Raw genomic sequence first — 16054 nt, 5'->3', positions numbered from 1 at the left:
AGGCCCGAAAGGGGCTGAGTTTGGCATAGAACCGCCATGGCACGAAAGACTCAGGAAGCTGACAGCGAGGTGTCCGCCAGCCGCAGTCTTCGCTATAATCCGCGACCTGCCCACGCCGCAGGCTCGCCGAGCACATGTTGATTCCGGTCTGGGCCGCCATTATCCCGGTCTACACAGGGCCTGAAAGGATCGCGCAATGTTTGAAAACTTAACCGACCGTCTCTCGCAGACGCTGCGCCATGTCACCGGCAAGGCGAAGCTGACCGAGGACAACATCAAAGACACCCTGCGTGAAGTGCGCATGGCGTTGCTCGAAGCCGACGTCGCCCTGCCGGTGGTCAAGGACTTCGTCAATTCGGTCAAGGAGCGCGCTGTCGGCACCGAGGTGTCGCGCAGCCTGACGCCGGGCCAGGCGTTCGTGAAGATCGTCCAGGCCGAACTCGAAAGCCTGATGGGTGCGGCCAACGAAGATTTGAATCTGAGCGCTGTGCCGCCCGCCGTGATTCTGATGGCCGGTTTGCAAGGTGCGGGTAAAACCACCACCGCTGGCAAACTGGCGCGCTTCCTTAAAGAGCGCAAGAAGAAGTCGGTCATGGTCGTGTCGGCGGACGTCTACCGTCCTGCGGCGATCAAGCAGCTGGAAACCCTGGCCAGCGACATCGGCGTGACGTTCTTCCCGTCCGACCTGAGCCAGAAGCCGGTCGACATCGCCACCGCAGCTATTAAAGAAGCAAAACTGAAATTCATCGACGTGGTCATCGTCGATACCGCCGGTCGTCTGCACATCGACGAAGAGATGATGGGCGAGATCAAGGCGTTGCACGCCGCGATCAACCCGGTCGAAACCCTGTTCGTGGTTGACGCCATGACCGGTCAGGATGCGGCCAACACGGCCAAGGCCTTCGGTGATGCACTGCCGCTGACCGGTGTGATCCTGACCAAGGTCGACGGCGACGCCCGTGGCGGTGCCGCCCTCTCTGTGCGCGCCATCACCGGCAAGCCGATCAAGTTCATCGGTATGGGCGAGAAGAGCGAAGCGCTCGATCCGTTCCACCCCGAGCGTATCGCCTCGCGGATTCTCGGCATGGGCGACGTGCTCAGCCTGATCGAACAGGCTGAAGCGACGCTCGACAAGGACAAGGCCGACAAACTGGCCAAGAAGCTGAAGAAGGGCAAGGGCTTCGACCTAGAAGACTTCCGCGATCAGCTGCAACAAATGAAGAACATGGGCGGCCTCGGCGGGCTCATGGACAAACTGCCGAGCATCGGCGGCGTCAACCTGTCGCAAATGGGCAATGCCCAGAACGCCGCAGAGAAGCAGTTCAAGCAGATGGAAGCCATCATCAACTCCATGACCCCGGCCGAGCGCCGCGACCCTGAGCTGATCAGCGGTTCGCGCAAGCGTCGGATCGCCATGGGTTCCGGCACCCAGGTGCAGGACATCGGTCGCTTGATCAAGCAGCACAAGCAGATGCAGAAGATGATGAAGAAATTCTCCGCCAAGGGCGGTATGGCGAAAATGATGCGCGGCATGGGCGGAATGTTGCCCGGCGGCGGCATGCCAAAAATGTAAGGTGTCCCGTCTCACCCATTTCACTCGCCAAAAGTGAGTGAAATGGGTGAAACGGGATACTGGAATCTCGCCGGTCGTCGCACTGGCGCAGGCCCCGCAAGGATGCGGGATCAACAGCAAACCCGCACTCGGCGGGAGCTGACTGGCCGTTTTCATCGACGGCTCTATATGCAGATCTGCACGGCATGCCATAGGCGCCGGAAAAAGTCATTTGCAAAAATCCGGATATTCCTTAGAATATGCGGCCTTTCGGGCACCCATGCCCGCTGTGCATTTAGATTTGCAGCACCGACTACAGGAACGATGTTCACATGCTAACAATCCGTCTTGCCCTTGGCGGCTCCAAAAAGCGCCCGTTTTACCACCTGACCGTAACCGACTCGCGTAACCCGCGTGACGGCTCCCACAAAGAACAGGTTGGTTTCTTCAACCCTGTTGCACGTGGTCAGGAAACCCGTCTGTCCGTGAACCAAGAGCGCGTAGCCTACTGGCTGAGCGTTGGTGCACAACCTTCTGAGCGCGTTGCTCAGTTGTTGAAGGAATCTGCCAAGGCTGCGGCCTGAGCAATATGAACGCGACGCCTGCTGTTGCCGATGATTTGATCGTTATTGGCAAAATTTATTCTGTTCATGGCGTTCGCGGCGAAGTGAAGGTTTATTCCTTTACTGATCCGACTGAAAACCTGTTGCAGTACAAAACCTGGACGCTCAAGCGCGAAGGCAATGTGAAACAGGTCGAGCTGGTCAGTGGACGCGGGAACGACAAGTTTCTGGTCGCAAAGCTCAAGGGTCTTGATGATCGTGAAGAAGCTCGTCTTCTGGCCGGTTATGAGATCTGCGTGCCGCGCAATCTGTTCGCTGAATTGACCGAAGGCGAGTACTACTGGTACCAGCTGGAAGGTCTGAAGGTCATCGACACCCTTGGGCAATTGCTCGGGAAAATCGATCATCTTCTGGAAACCGGCGCCAATGATGTAATGGTCGTCAAGCCTTGCGCTGGCAGCCTGGATGATCGCGAACGCCTGTTGCCCTATACGGAGCAATGCGTGTTGGCTGTCGACCTGGCCGCGGGCGAGATGAAGGTGGATTGGGACGCGGACTTCTAAACGTGGCTAATTTGCGCGTAGAAGTGATCAGTTTGTTTCCCGAGATGTTTTCCGCCATCGGCGACTACGGCATCACCAGTCGTGCGGTCAAACAGGGGCTCTTGCAGCTGACCTGTTGGAATCCGCGAGATTACACGACGGATCGGCATCACACTGTGGACGATCGCCCGTTTGGCGGTGGTCCGGGCATGGTGATGAAGATCAAACCCCTGGAAGATGCTCTGGTTCAGGCCAAGGCAGCAGCCGGGGAGGCGGCGAAGGTGATTTACCTGTCCCCCCAAGGCCGTCAACTGACTCAGTCGGCGGTACGCGAGCTGGCACAATCGGATGCATTGATCCTGATTGCCGGCCGCTATGAAGGCATTGACGAGCGCTTTATTGAGGCTCATGTCGATGAAGAGTGGTCGATTGGCGACTATGTACTGTCTGGCGGCGAGCTGCCGGCCATGGTCCTGATCGATGCGGTTACACGACTGCTGCCTGGAGCTTTAGGGCATGCGGATTCCGCTGAGGAAGATTCCTTTACGGATGGTCTGCTGGATTGCCCGCACTACACCCGACCTGAGGTGTATGCGGATCAGCGTGTTCCCGACGTGTTGCTGAGTGGCAATCACGCGCATATCCGGCGTTGGCGTTTACAGCAGTCCCTTGGTAGGACCTTTGAACGACGCGCCGATCTTCTGGAAAGCCGCTCGCTTTCTGGAGAAGAGAAGAAGCTGCTCGAGGAATACATCCGCGAGCGGGACGATAGTTAACAACGTATCGATGGTAGATCGAACGATTTACCTTAGGAGCACAGCATGACCAACAAAATCATCCTTGCACTCGAAGCAGAGCAGATGACCAAAGAAATCCCTACCTTCGCCCCAGGCGACACTATTGTCGTTCAGGTGAAAGTGAAGGAAGGCGATCGTTCCCGTCTGCAAGCGTTCGAAGGCGTTGTAATCGCCAAGCGTAACCGCGGCGTGAACAGTGCGTTCACCGTTCGTAAAATCTCCAACGGTGTTGGTGTAGAACGTACTTTCCAGACCTACTCCCCGCAGATCGACAGCATGGCTGTTAAACGTCGCGGTGACGTACGTAAAGCCAAGCTGTACTACCTGCGCGACCTGTCGGGTAAAGCAGCTCGCATCAAGGAAAAACTGGCTTAAGCCCAGCTTCCGATGCAGAAAAAAGCAGCCTACGGGCTGCTTTTTTGTTGCCTGCAATTTATTCAACGTATTTTCGTTTCAGGCCAGAACCATGACTCCCCGCGACCAGGAAATCCAGCGCCGTACCGAACTCTCGGTAACTCGCGTAACCAAAGCCGTCTTCCCGCCGACCACCAACCACCACAACACCCTGTTCGGCGGCACAGCGCTGGCATGGATGGACGAAGTGTCGTTCATCACCGCCACGCGTTTCTGCCGCTTGCCGCTGGTGACCGTGTCGACTGACCGTATCGACTTCAACCACGCGATCCCGGCCGGTTCCATCGTCGAGCTGGTCGGGAAGGTGATCAAGGTCGGCAATACCAGCCTCAAGGTCGAGGTGGAAGTGTTTGTCGAGAGCATGAGCTGTGATGGCCGCGAGAAGGCGATTCATGGGCAGTTCAGTTTTGTTGCTATTGATGATGACAAGCGGCCGGTGCCGGTGCTGCCCGGGTTTGCTGCCTGATCCAGATTAGAGTCGAGCCTTTCGCGAGCAAGCTCGCTCCCACAGGAAGTGTGTCGTTCACAGTTTTTATGTTCGACACGAACCCTGTGGGAGCGAGTTTGCTCGCGAAGGCGTCAGCTCAGGCGCCGCTGGCCTCAGGCTGAATCAACGCCAGCAGCGTCCACCCGGATCCTGGTTTCAAAGCAGTCTCCGGCGTCACCACATGCACCCACCCGCTGTCATCGCGCATAAACAGCAAGGTCGCACGATTACCATGCAGCGCGCGGTAATCCTCCCAGCCAAAACCATCCGTCAGCGTCGTGCTGTATAACTCCGCACCCTGGCCCATCTGGCTGGCGAGTTTCGCGTAAGTAAACGCCTCGCTGCCCAACTGATTGCCACGATGTTCAAGGCTGGCGCGGTGCTTGTCACTGCGGCGGCTTTCATGGCCGCTGGCCAGACCGAACAGGCGCTGATGGCCGAAATCATGCCGAAAGCGCATCGCCGCCAGGGTATTGAGTTCACCCGACGGCGACAGCGCCAGCAAATGCCCCAGTCCGACCAGATCCAGATGCGCATCGGCATGTTGCGAGGCCGGATTGCCGAAGTAAGTCGGTAATCCTTCCATGCGCGCCGCACGAATATTTTCCCAGCTCGAATCGGTCAGCAGCACGCGACTGCCGAGTTGCTGCAGCGACTTGCCCAGCTCCCGCGCCGGGCCGTTGGCACCGACGATCAGGAAGCCACTCGGCGCCGGCTCCGCGACCTTGAGCAGTCGGGCCAGTGGCCGCGCAGTCGCACTTTGCAGGACCACAGTGCCGATGATCACCGCAAACGTCAGCGGCACCAGCAGCAATGCTCCCTCGTGCCCGGCCTCATGCAGGCGAATCGCGAAAATCGCCGACACCGCCGCTGCAACGATCCCGCGCGGCGCAATCCAGCACAGCAACGCGCGCTCACGCCAACTCAGGCTGGAACCGGCCGTGCTGAGCAGCACGTTCAGCGGTCGAGCGATCAGTTGAATCACCAACAGCAGAATCAGCACCAGCGGCCCCAGTCCGATCAGCGCGTACAAATCCAGGCGCGCCGCCAACAGGATGAACAGCCCGGAAATCAGCAGCACACTGAGGTTTTCCTTGAAGTGCAGGATGTGCCGTACATCCACACCTTTCATGTTCGCCAGCCACATGCCCATCAGCGTTACCGCCAGCAGGCCGGATTCATGCATCACTTCGTTGGCGGCAATGAAAATCCCCAGCACCGCCGCCAGCGAGGCGAGGTTATGCAGATACTCCGGCAGCCATTGCCGGCGGATCACGGTGCCGAGCAGCCAGCCACCGACAATGCCGAACACCGCGCCGCAGAGAATCACCCCGCCAAAGGTGAACAGACTCTGCTTGAGGCCGTGCCCTTCGGCGCTGGCAATGATGAAGCTGTAAACCACCACGGCGAGGAGGGCGCCGATCGGGTCGATAACGATGCCCTCCCAGCGCAAAATGTTGGCGATCGAGGCTTTCGGCCGCACCACGCGCAGCATCGGCACGATGACGGTCGGGCCGGTGACCAGTGTCAGGCTGCCGAACAGGATGCCCAGCATCCAGTCGAAGCCGAGCAGAAAATGCGTGGCGACCGCGATGACGATCCAGGTCGAGATCGCGCCAATGGTCACCAGACGATGAACGACGCTGCCGATCTCCTTCCACTCCGACAGGTGCAGGGTCAAGCTGCCCTCAAACAGAATCAGCGCGACCGCCAGCGACACCAGCGGCATCAGCAGCGGCCCGAACATCTCCTGTGGATCAAGCCAGCCCAGCACCGGGCCGACCAGAATCCCCGTCAGCAACAGAAACAGAATCGCCGGCAACTTCAGGCGCCAGGCCAGCCATTGGCAACCCAGCGCGGCCGCGCCGATCCCGCCAAATGCCAAGAGAATTTGCTGCTCGTTCATTGATGCTCCCTGTTCCTTGAATTAGCGGGCTATGAAAGACTAGCGCCCATTCCTACAGTTCACTCTACATTTGCGCACAGTCTTGAGGCTGTGTGACTTGAGCGCCCATGCCTGCCATCGACCATCCACTGATTGATCAATTCCTCGACGCTTTATGGCTGGAGAAAGGCCTGTCCGATAACACCCGTGGCGCTTATCGCAGTGACCTAGCGCTGTTCAATGGCTGGTTGCAGGAGAAAAACCTGGAACTGATCAATGCCGGCCGTGAGCTGATCCTTGATCACTTGGCCTGGCGTCTGGAGCAGAACTACAAACCGCGCTCCACTGCCAGATTTCTTTCCGGGGTGCGTGGCTTTTATCGCTATTTGCTGCGGGAAAAGATGATCAGCGTCGACCCGACATTGCGCGTCGACATGCCGCAACTCGGTAGGCCTCTGCCCAAATCGCTGTCGGAAGCCGACGTCGAGGCGTTGCTTAAAGCGCCGGACCTGAGCGAAGCCATTGGTCAGCGAGACCGCGCCATGCTCGAAGTGTTGTATGCCTGTGGTTTGCGCGTGACAGAACTGGTCAGCCTGACGCTGGAACAGGTCAACCTGCGTCAAGGTGTGTTGCGGGTGATGGGCAAGGGCAGCAAGGAACGGCTGGTGCCCATGGGCGAAGAGGCGATCGTCTGGGTCGAGCGCTATATGCGTGATGGTCGTAGCGAATTGCTCGGTGGCCGCCCCAGCGATGTGCTGTTTCCCAGTCAGCGTGGCGAGCAGATGACCCGCCAGACCTTCTGGCACCGGATCAAGCACCAGGCCAAGGTTGCCGGGATCGGCAAGTCGCTGTCGCCGCACACCTTGCGCCATGCGTTTGCCACGCACTTGCTCAACCATGGCGCGGATTTGCGCGTGGTGCAGATGTTGCTCGGCCACAGCGACCTCTCTACTACACAGATCTACACCCATGTCGCCCGCGCTCGATTGCAGGATCTGCACGCCAAACACCACCCGCGCGGCTGAACAAAAATTCCTGTGGGAGCGAGCCTGCTCGCGAAGAGGGAGTGTCAGTCAGCGTTCATTTAGCTGACACACCGCTTTCGCGAGCAGGCTCGCTCCCACAAGGATCTGCGCAGTCCTGAAAGTGTGGCGACAGGCGCATTCGGCCACCGTGACCTTATGTGTTAGGCTTTGCCGGTTTGCACGATGGACGGTTATGACCCGGTGTTCCGGCACGGGCGTTCTGATCGATCCATTTGTCCGCCTTCAGGAGTTCTCATGCGTCTGACCCAGATTTTCGCCGCCGCAGCCATTGCGTTGGTCAGCACCTTTGCCGTCGCCGATGACGCGGCCGACAAAGCCATTCGTCAAAGCCTGGAAAAACTCGAACTCGAGGTTCCGGTAGAAAGCATCAGCGCCAGCCCGTTGCCGGGCATGTACGAAGTCAAGCTCAAGGGCAGCCGCGTGCTCTACGCCAGCGCCGATGGCCAGTACATCGTGCAGGGTTACCTGTTCCAGCTCAAGGACGGCAAACCGGTCAACCTGACCGAGAAGACCGAACGCCTGGGCATCTCCAAACTGATCAATGCCATCCCGGTGGCCGAAACCGTGGTCTACCCGGCTGTGGGCGAAACCAAGTCGCACATCACCGTGTTCACCGACACCACCTGCCCGTACTGCCACAAGCTGCACGCCGAAGTGCCGGAGCTGAACAAGCGCGGCATCGAAGTGCGTTACGTTGCGTTCCCGCGCCAGGGTCTGAACTCGCCGGGTGACGAGCAACTGCAAGCCGTGTGGTGCTCGAAAGACAAGAAAGCCGCCATGGACAAAATGGTCGATGGCAAGGAGATCAAGGCCGCCAAGTGCGATAACCCGGTTTCCAAGCAGTTCGCCCTAGGTCAGTCGATCGGCGTGAACGGCACACCGGCCATCGTTTTGGCTGACGGACAAGTGATTCCGGGCTACCAGCCTGCGCCACAAGTCGCCAAACTGGCGCTGGGCGCGAAGTGATTCGCGTCGTCACGGTCAGCCGTGACGATCATGGTCCGGCAGCTGCATCGCCGGGCCATCAATAGAGAGCCGCGAGCACGCGGTTGTTTTCCGGCCGACCCCGCGTCGGCCGTTTTATGGGGAGTTCACAGTGAATCCGGTCAAAGTAGGCATCTGTGGGTTAGGGACCGTCGGTGGCGGTACCTTCAACGTACTTCAGCGCAACGCCGAGGAAATTGCTCGTCGTGCCGGGCGTGGAATCGAAGTGGCACAAATTGCCATGCGCACGCCAAAGCCTCAGTTCCAGACGACCGGTATTGCGATTACCAACGATGTCTTCGAAGTGGCCACGAACCCTGAGATCGACATCGTCATAGAGCTGATGGGCGGCTACACCGTTGCCCGCGAGCTGGTACTCAAGGCCATCGAGAATGGCAAGCATGTGGTCACCGCGAACAAGGCACTGATTGCCGTTCACGGTAATGAGATTTTCGCCAAGGCACGCGAGAAAGGCGTGATCGTGGCATTCGAAGCGGCCGTGGCCGGTGGCATTCCGGTGATCAAGGCGATCCGTGAAGGCCTGTCCGCCAACCGCATCAACTGGGTGGCCGGGATCATCAACGGCACCGGTAACTTCATCCTCACCGAAATGCGCGAGAAGGGCCGTACCTTCGAAGACGTGCTGGCCGAAGCCCAGGCACTGGGTTACGCCGAAGTCGATCCGACCTTCGACGTTGAAGGCATCGACGCCGCGCACAAACTGACGATTCTGGCCTCCATCGCGTTCGGCATTCCGCTGCAATTCGACAAGGCTTACACCGAAGGCATCACCAAGCTGACCACCGCCGACGTCAACTACGCCGAAGCGCTGGGCTACCGCATCAAGCACCTCGGCGTGGCGCGCAGCACTGCCGCCGGCATCGAGTTGCGCGTGCACCCGACGCTGATCCCGGCCGATCGCCTGATCGCCAACGTCAACGGCGTGATGAACGCGGTGATGGTCAACGGTGATGCGGCTGGTTCGACGCTGTTCTACGGCGCTGGCGCCGGCATGGAGCCAACCGCCTCGTCGGTAATTGCCGACCTGATCGACGTGGTTCGCGCCATGACTTCCGACCCGGAAAACCGCGTACCGCACCTGGCATTCCAGCCGGATTCGCTGTCGGCCCATCCGATCCTGCCGATCGAAGCCTGCGAAAGCGCCTACTACCTGCGCATCCAGGCCAAGGACCATCCGGGTGTACTGGCTCAGGTGGCGAGCATCCTCTCGGAGCGCGGCATCAACATCGAGTCGATCATGCAGAAGGAAGTTGAAGAGCAAGACGGTCTGGTGCCGATGATCCTGCTGACCCACCGCGTGGTCGAGCAACGTATCAACGATGCGATCGCCGCCCTCGAAGCCCTGGCCGGCGTGAATGGTCCGGTTGTCCGGATCCGCGTCGAGCACCTGAACTAAGTCGTTGTCCTGCACCCGTCCCGTGCACGGGGCGGGTGTCGTGAACACTCTCCATTGGAGTCAGTCATGCGTTACATCAGTACCCGCGGCCAGGCACCGGCCCTGAATTTCGAAGACGTCCTGCTGGCCGGTCTCGCCACCGACGGCGGTCTGTACGTTCCGGAAAACCTGCCACGTTTCACTCAGGAAGAAATCGCTTCGTGGGCCGGCCTGCCGTATCACGAGCTGGCCTTCCGGGTGATGCGTCCGTTCGTTACCGGCAGCATTCCGGATGCCGATTTCAAAAAGATCCTTGAAGAAACCTACGGTGTGTTCTCGCACAGCGCCGTGGCGCCGCTGCGTCAGTTGAACGGCAACGAATGGGTGCTGGAGTTGTTCCACGGCCCGACTTTGGCGTTCAAGGACTTCGCTCTGCAACTGCTCGGTCGTCTGCTCGACTACGTGCTGGAAAAACGCGGTGAGCGCGTGGTCATCGTCGGCGCCACCTCGGGTGACACCGGCTCGGCGGCCATCGAAGGCTGCAAGCACTGCGAAAACGTCGACATCTTCATTCTGCACCCGCACAACCGTGTGTCCGAAGTGCAGCGTCGCCAGATGACCACGATTTTCGGCGAGAACATCCACAACATCGCCATCGAAGGCAACTTCGATGACTGCCAGGAAATGGTCAAGGCGAGCTTCGCCGACCAGAGCTTCCTCAAAGGCACGCGTCTGGTGGCGGTGAACTCGATCAACTGGGCGCGGATCATGGCCCAGATCGTCTACTACTTCCACGCGGCCCTGCAGTTGGGCGGTCCGGCGCGTTCGGTGTCGTTCTCGGTGCCGACCGGCAACTTTGGCGACATCTTCGCCGGTTACCTGGCGCGCAACATGGGCCTGCCGATCAACCAGTTGATCGTCGCCACCAACCGCAACGACATCCTGCACCGCTTCATGAGCGGCAATCAGTACGTCAAGGAAACCCTGCACGCCACGCTGTCGCCGTCGATGGACATCATGGTCTCGTCGAACTTCGAACGCCTGCTGTTCGACCTGCACGGTCGCAACGGCGCGGCCATCGCCGGTCTGATGGACACGTTCAAGCAGGGTGGTGGTTTCAGCGTCGAGCAAGAACGCTGGACCGAAGCCCGCAAGCTGTTCGACTCGCTGGCCGTGGACGACGCGCAAACCTGCGAAACCATCGCCGAAGTTTACGAGCAGACCGGTGAAGTGCTGGATCCGCATACCGCGATCGGCGTCAAGGCCGCGCGCGAATGCCGTCGTAGCCTCGATATCCCGATGGTGATTCTCGGCACCGCACATCCGGTGAAATTCCCGGATGCGGTAGAGAAAGCCGGTGTAGGAAAAGCGCTCGAGCTACCTGCACATCTTTCTGATTTGTTTGAGCGAAACGAGCGTTGCACCGTTTTGCCAAACGAGCTGAAAGCCGTGCAAGCCTTTGTCAGCCAGCATGGCAACCGCGGCAAGCCGCTTTAAGCCGGTAAAAGCTGTCACATTTTGAAGCCCGTCTCCTGACGGGCTTTTTTGTTTCTGCTGCCACACTGTGCGGGTTTTCACCCACGAAGGACGGGTGAGTCGATCACGAAGGAAGTGGCAATGCTGTTTTATAGAGGTTTGAAACCGGCACTGAGTGGGCTGTTCTTGTTCGGATTACTGGCTTTGATGCGCAGCAGCGAGGCGGCGCAACTGGCGCTGCATGACGATGCCGCGACTTCCAGGGTCCAGCCCATCGAACTGGCTGCGCACGAGCGTCAGTGGATTCGAGACAACCCCGAGGTGAAGGTGACGTCGTTGCAGTACCCGTTGTATCTGTTCCAGGATGAGCACGGGCAGTGGAGCGGCTTGAATAATGATGTACTCAAGCGCGTGACGGCGATGACCGGGTTGCGTTTTGTGCATCAGGAGTCGTTTTCCACCGATCACATGCTCGAACGTCTGGAAAGCGGATCGGCGGATATCAGTACGACCCTGGCCATGAGCGAGGAGCGCAAGGCGTTTCTGGATTACAGCCATGCATTTGGTGGTGCGGGCTGGGTGTTTGTCGGCCGCGCTGACGCGCCCCGGCTGGAGGCTTTTGAGCAATTGAGTCAACGGGTGTTGGTGCTGCCGGCCCGGCATGCGCTGGAAGACATGATCCGGCGTGACTTCCCGTCGATCGAGATTCGCTCGGTCAAGACCTACGCTGAGGCGCGAGCACTGGTCGAGAGCGGTGAAGCTTACGCCACCATCGAGAACGAAATCGGCGCTCAGCTGTATCCTTTGGGGTTGCTCAAGGTGGGCGGTCTGGTCGAAGGTAAATGGGAAGCGGATAACCTGGCCGTGCGTAAAGGCATGCCAGTGCTCTTGAGTATTCTCAACAAGGCCCTTGAGGCTTTTCCTGCGGCGGAGTTACGGGCGATCCGGCTGAAATGGCTTGAGGGTGTTGCACCGGTGCCCGTGCCGTCGGTCTGGCAGCAGATGCTCGAATGGGGTTGCTGGGGCATGGGCGGACTCGGCGTGTTTGGCCTGCTTTTCCTGATATGGAATCGGCGACTGACGGCCGTGATCAAACTGCGTCGCGCGGCGGAAAAGGATCTGGGCGATCAACTGGCGTTTCAGCACGCGTTGATCGACTCCATGCCCGACCCGGTGTTCGTCCGTGATCTGCAAGGGCGGCTGATCATGTGCAATCGCAGCTATGAGGAGGCCTTGTCGATTCGACTGGATCAGGTGCTGGGGAAGTTGCTGATCGAGGTTGACGCGCTGCCGCAGGCTACGGCGCTGATGCTGCACGACGAGTTCCTGGTGCAGTTGCGTACCCGCAAGTCGCGCTTCAGCAAGCGCCGATTGCAATTCAAGAGTGGTCCCCGCGAGGTCTATCAGTGGACAGTGCCGTTCTACAGCGCCGACGGCAAACTGCGTGGACTTTTGGGGGGCTGGACGGACATCACCCTGCGTCGTACAGAGAGCGGGTGTCGATGTCTGCAATGAAGATGGGAAATGTCCTATAAGACGCGACTACTTTTCCGATGGGAGGCTTAGGACGGCTGCCCTAGAGTGACAACAACTGCGGTGAGAGTCCGCGATTGTCGCCTCCAGAGGTCGCTTATGCGCTCGCTTAAAGTCCTGATACTTGAACCCAATCCGTTCCAGCTGATGGCATTGCATCAAATGCTCAATGCCATTGGCATCTATGACGTGCTGACGGCGCCGTCGCTGGCCTCTGCGCTGTCTTCGCTGGGTCATCGCGGCGCGGTCGACATCGCCATTTGCGATCCGCAACTCAAGGGTGGCGATGGCCTGGCGCTGATTCATCATCTGGCGACACGGCATGAGGCGCGTGCGTTGATCCTGCTGGGGACGGTCGCACCAAGCCTGCTGAACGATCTAGAGCCTTTGCTGTGTGAACACCGCCTGCGGCTGCTGGGGCGCCTGCAAACCCCGGTGTCGGCGGTGCTGATGCGCGGTTTGCTCGACAGTTACCTGAGCGCCGCTTCGCCAACTCTCCAGGTTTGACGGGGACGGTTATTTTTCTGTCATCTTCGCCGTGCATGCTCTGACAGACCGGTGACTCCAGGAGCGGAGCGATCGGTATGCAGAACTTTCTTCTCGGGCCGGTGGTCATTTATTGTGAACACGCCCCAGGCACACAGTTTTCGGACTATTGAGTGGAGATCGAGATGGAAAGTATCAGTCTATTGCTCGGTGAGGCTCTGAGCCCGTATCAGGTTTCGTTGTCTCCAAACGGTTCCCATGGCGAATGCCTGGTGACCTTGAAGAACAGTCACGGCGCCATTGTGGTGGAACGCGAATTCAATCAGGCACAACTGACCGACAAGCGCCAGTTGACCGATGTCGTTGACGGCTTGCACCGCGACGTTCTGATTGCGGAGGGAAGGCTGGAACCCTGTGTGATCGCGGCATTGCGCAACGCCGCGCTGGATAAACGTGCGGCGCTGTAAAGATGAAATATTTTTTGTGGGAACCTTCCTGCATCCCTGTCAGTCAGACCCGGTAACAGCAGGATCAAGCATTGTGCTCCGGTGCTTGTCGCTTGCTGCTACGGGTCTTTATGTAGGCCACGTTTAACCCCGAGTCGTCTCCCCACTTCTCGGGGTTTCTTTTGTCTGCGATTTGCTCATGGCGCCGCTTGTTGCTCGAAGAACGATCGGGCCTGTTCGAGGTAGTCACTTCGCATCGCGGGGTCCAGCCAGTCGGCGTACAACTGGTTCAGTTGATCGTGGGGAAGGGTGCGCAGCAGTTGGTTTATTTCGCTGATTGCCTGACGGCCCTGGTGTGTGTCGGAGCAGCCGATGTAGCCCGACAGGTATTTACCGGTGCCGCGGATCGGATAAAACAGCAACTCGTCTTCGGCGATTTGCGCCAGATGAGCCTGATAACGAATTTCTGGCCAATAGCCCAGCACCACCTGTAATCGTCCCAGGCGCTGCATCAGCAGCAGATTGTTCAGGGCCTCGTTGCCGTAATGAGGCGTCAGGGCGTCCGTGGGGGCCTGGCGCAGCAAGTCATCGACTATTGCACCGTAACTGCGTTCCGCCACGACACCGATTTTCACTTGGCCATTGGCTAGAAGCGATGCCAGATCGATTTCACCTTCCACGAGAAACGGTGCCAACACTTCGCGATCTTTCTGACGCACCACCAGCCCATTACTGACGGCGCGGAAGGCCGGGATGGAATACGCGATCCATTGCGCGCGCTCCTTGCTCCAGATCAGCGACGGGTCGCAGGTGAAGGAGGCTTCGTGAAGCATCTGGATGCCTCGGGCTCGATTGACTCGCATCAACTTGTGTTCGTATTGCGGCATGCCGGCAATCAGCATCGGCATGAGGTGATCAATGACACCCTGGCCTTTTTTCGGGCCTTCAAAAATGGTCAGGGGCGGCAGGTCGCGCAGTAACCAGGTCAGCGTCGGTTTCGCCTGCGCGCCGTTCGACAACATGAGTAAAAACAACAAGCCGAACAACCGCCACGTCCACCAGTGATGGGCGCGGTTGGTGTGCGATGTCTGCCGGCGTTTCAGCTTAAATGGCTCCGTCTTCGCGCAACTTGGCGATCTGGCGCTCGTCGTAGCCAAGATCGTGAAGTACCTGCGCATTGTGTTCACCCAATTGCGGTCCGACCCATTCCGAACTGCCGGGTGTCTCTGAGAGTTTCGGCACGATGCCCGGCATCTTGAAATCTTTGCCGCCGGGCAGCTTGGCCTGCAGGAACATCTCTCGGGCCAGGTACTGCGGATCGCTGAACATGTCCTCGGCGCTGAAGATCCGGCTGGCCGGTACTTCGGCCTGATTGAGCAGGTCGAGCACGGATTGCAGCGGCAACGAATTGACCCAGCGATCGATCACGCCGTACAACTCGTCGCGACGATTGTCACGCCCGTCGTTGCTGGCCAGCGTAGGGTCATTGGCCAGGTCTTCACGGCCGATGATCAGCATGAAGCGTTTGAAGATCGCGTCACCATTGGCGCCGATCTGCACGTGTTTGCCATCGGCACTGGTGTGGATAGAGGAGGGCGTGATGCCGGGCATGATGTTGCCGGTGCGCTCGCGGATAAAACCGAACACGTCGAACTCCGGCACCATGCTTTCCATCATCGCGAAAATCGCTTCATACAACGCGACATCGACAACTTGTCCGGTGCCACCATTGACCTCACGATGACGCAGCGCCATTAGCGCGCCGATCACGCCCCATAGCGCGGCAATCGAATCGCCGATGGAAATTCCGGTGCGCACCGGTGGGCGGTCCTCGAAACCGGTGATGTAGCGCAAGCCGCCCATGGACTCACCCACCGCACCGAAGCCGGGCTGATCCTTCATCGGCCCGGTCTGGCCAAAACCGGACAGGCGCACCATCACCAGTTTCGGGTTCAACGCGTGCAGGGTTTCCCAACCCAAGCCCAGTTTTTCCAGCACGCCGGGGCGGAAGTTCTCGATGAGGATGTCGGCTTCACTGAGCAGTTTTTTCAGAATCGCCAAGCCGTCAGGGTGTTTGAGGTTCAGCGTCAGCGACTTCTTGTTGCGTGCCTGAACGAACCACCACAACGACGTGCCTTCGTACAGTTTTCGCCATTTGCGCAGCGGATCACCGCCGTCCGGTGACTCGATCTTGATCACTTCGGCGCCGAACTCGCCGCAAATACGCGAGGCAAACGGCCCGGCAATCAATGTACCCAATTCAATGACTTTCAGACCCGAGAGCGGTTTGCTAGTGAACGGCATGCGAAATCCTGTAGGACAAGGCTGAGCGGATACAGCGTTTTAACATAGCCGGCTGTCAGACGCCGCAGCTTGATCGCCATCAATTCGATGATTGCCTACTGCATCGGTTAGACTTGCCGACTTTCCTCGTATCAAGAAGCCCG

16 protein-coding genes are annotated in these 16054 nt (G+C 58.9%); 13 read left to right on the top strand and 3 right to left on the bottom strand.

Features of this window, described 5'->3' with window-relative positions; translation table 11 throughout:
• Positions 1-196: 196 nt before the first annotated feature.
• The 6 genes from ffh to BMY54_RS21290 all read left to right on the top strand — a co-directional run bounded on the left by ffh (position 197) and on the right by BMY54_RS21290 (position 4334).
• Entirely contained in the window at positions 197-1573 is a 1377-nt protein-coding gene (gene ffh, locus BMY54_RS21315; protein WP_093436823.1) for a signal recognition particle protein, read from the top strand.
• 311 nt (positions 1574-1884) lie between these two features.
• Positions 1885-2136, top strand: coding sequence for a 30S ribosomal protein S16 (gene rpsP / locus BMY54_RS21310; protein ID WP_016986371.1), 252 nt, complete (start codon positions 1885-1887; stop codon positions 2134-2136).
• Between the two features lie 5 nt (positions 2137-2141).
• Entirely contained in the window at positions 2142-2678 is a 537-nt protein-coding gene (gene rimM, locus BMY54_RS21305; RefSeq protein ID WP_093436819.1) for a ribosome maturation factor RimM, read from the top strand.
• 2 nt (positions 2679-2680) lie between these two features.
• Entirely contained in the window at positions 2681-3433 is a 753-nt protein-coding gene (gene trmD, locus BMY54_RS21300; protein ID WP_008081628.1) for a tRNA (guanosine(37)-N1)-methyltransferase TrmD, read from the top strand.
• A gap of 45 nt (positions 3434-3478) precedes the next feature.
• Positions 3479-3829: a 50S ribosomal protein L19 gene (gene rplS, locus BMY54_RS21295; protein WP_003175895.1), complete on the top strand. Its 351-nt coding sequence runs from the start codon at positions 3479-3481 to the stop codon at positions 3827-3829.
• 91 nt (positions 3830-3920) lie between these two features.
• Positions 3921-4334, top strand: coding sequence for an acyl-CoA thioesterase (locus BMY54_RS21290; protein ID WP_093436815.1), 414 nt, complete (start codon positions 3921-3923; stop codon positions 4332-4334).
• Between the two features lie 118 nt (positions 4335-4452).
• On the opposite strand, the gene BMY54_RS21285 is transcribed toward BMY54_RS21290, so the two are convergent.
• Positions 4453-6261: a cation:proton antiporter gene (locus BMY54_RS21285; protein WP_093436811.1), complete on the bottom strand. Its 1809-nt coding sequence runs from the start codon at positions 6259-6261 to the stop codon at positions 4453-4455.
• Positions 6262-6368: 107 nt separating this feature from the next.
• Here BMY54_RS21285 and xerD point away from each other — a divergent pair, with 107 nt between their 5' ends.
• The 7 genes from xerD to BMY54_RS21250 all read left to right on the top strand — a co-directional run bounded on the left by xerD (position 6369) and on the right by BMY54_RS21250 (position 13628).
• Positions 6369-7265, top strand: coding sequence for a site-specific tyrosine recombinase XerD (gene xerD / locus BMY54_RS21280; RefSeq protein WP_093436805.1), 897 nt, complete (start codon positions 6369-6371; stop codon positions 7263-7265).
• Positions 7266-7520: 255 nt separating this feature from the next.
• Complete coding sequence (dsbC, locus tag BMY54_RS21275; protein ID WP_007908974.1) at positions 7521-8252, top strand: bifunctional protein-disulfide isomerase/oxidoreductase DsbC; 732 nt, start codon at positions 7521-7523, stop codon at positions 8250-8252.
• Positions 8253-8382: 130 nt separating this feature from the next.
• Positions 8383-9687: a homoserine dehydrogenase gene (locus BMY54_RS21270; protein ID WP_093436800.1), complete on the top strand. Its 1305-nt coding sequence runs from the start codon at positions 8383-8385 to the stop codon at positions 9685-9687.
• Between the two features lie 66 nt (positions 9688-9753).
• Entirely contained in the window at positions 9754-11163 is a 1410-nt protein-coding gene (thrC, locus tag BMY54_RS21265; protein ID WP_093436796.1) for a threonine synthase, read from the top strand.
• 120 nt (positions 11164-11283) lie between these two features.
• Complete coding sequence (locus BMY54_RS21260) at positions 11284-12657, top strand: transporter substrate-binding domain-containing protein (RefSeq protein ID WP_093436791.1); 1374 nt, start codon at positions 11284-11286, stop codon at positions 12655-12657.
• A 117-nt stretch (positions 12658-12774) separates the two neighbouring features.
• Entirely contained in the window at positions 12775-13182 is a 408-nt protein-coding gene (locus tag BMY54_RS21255; RefSeq protein ID WP_093436788.1) for a response regulator, read from the top strand.
• A 164-nt stretch (positions 13183-13346) separates the two neighbouring features.
• Positions 13347-13628 (top strand): DUF3509 domain-containing protein, encoded by a 282-nt coding sequence (locus BMY54_RS21250; RefSeq protein ID WP_093436783.1) that lies wholly within the window; start codon positions 13347-13349, stop codon positions 13626-13628.
• 176 nt (positions 13629-13804) lie between these two features.
• Here the strand turns inward: BMY54_RS21250 and BMY54_RS21245 are convergent, their stop codons facing one another.
• Positions 13805-14785 (bottom strand): TIGR02285 family protein, encoded by a 981-nt coding sequence (locus BMY54_RS21245; protein WP_175559645.1) that lies wholly within the window; start codon positions 14783-14785, stop codon positions 13805-13807.
• Positions 14712-15911, bottom strand: a complete 1200-nt coding sequence (locus BMY54_RS21240) for a CaiB/BaiF CoA transferase family protein (protein ID WP_093436780.1) — start codon at positions 15909-15911, stop codon at positions 14712-14714. The genes BMY54_RS21245 and BMY54_RS21240 overlap by 74 nt, the downstream gene beginning before the upstream one ends.
• Positions 15912-16054 lie beyond the last annotated feature (143 nt).

This window comes from Pseudomonas sp. ok266 (assembly GCF_900110195.1).
Taxonomy (GTDB): domain Bacteria; phylum Pseudomonadota; class Gammaproteobacteria; order Pseudomonadales; family Pseudomonadaceae; genus Aquipseudomonas; species Aquipseudomonas neuropathica.
Note: the sequence above shows the minus strand (reverse complement) of the source record. Positions and strands in the feature narration are given on the sequence as shown.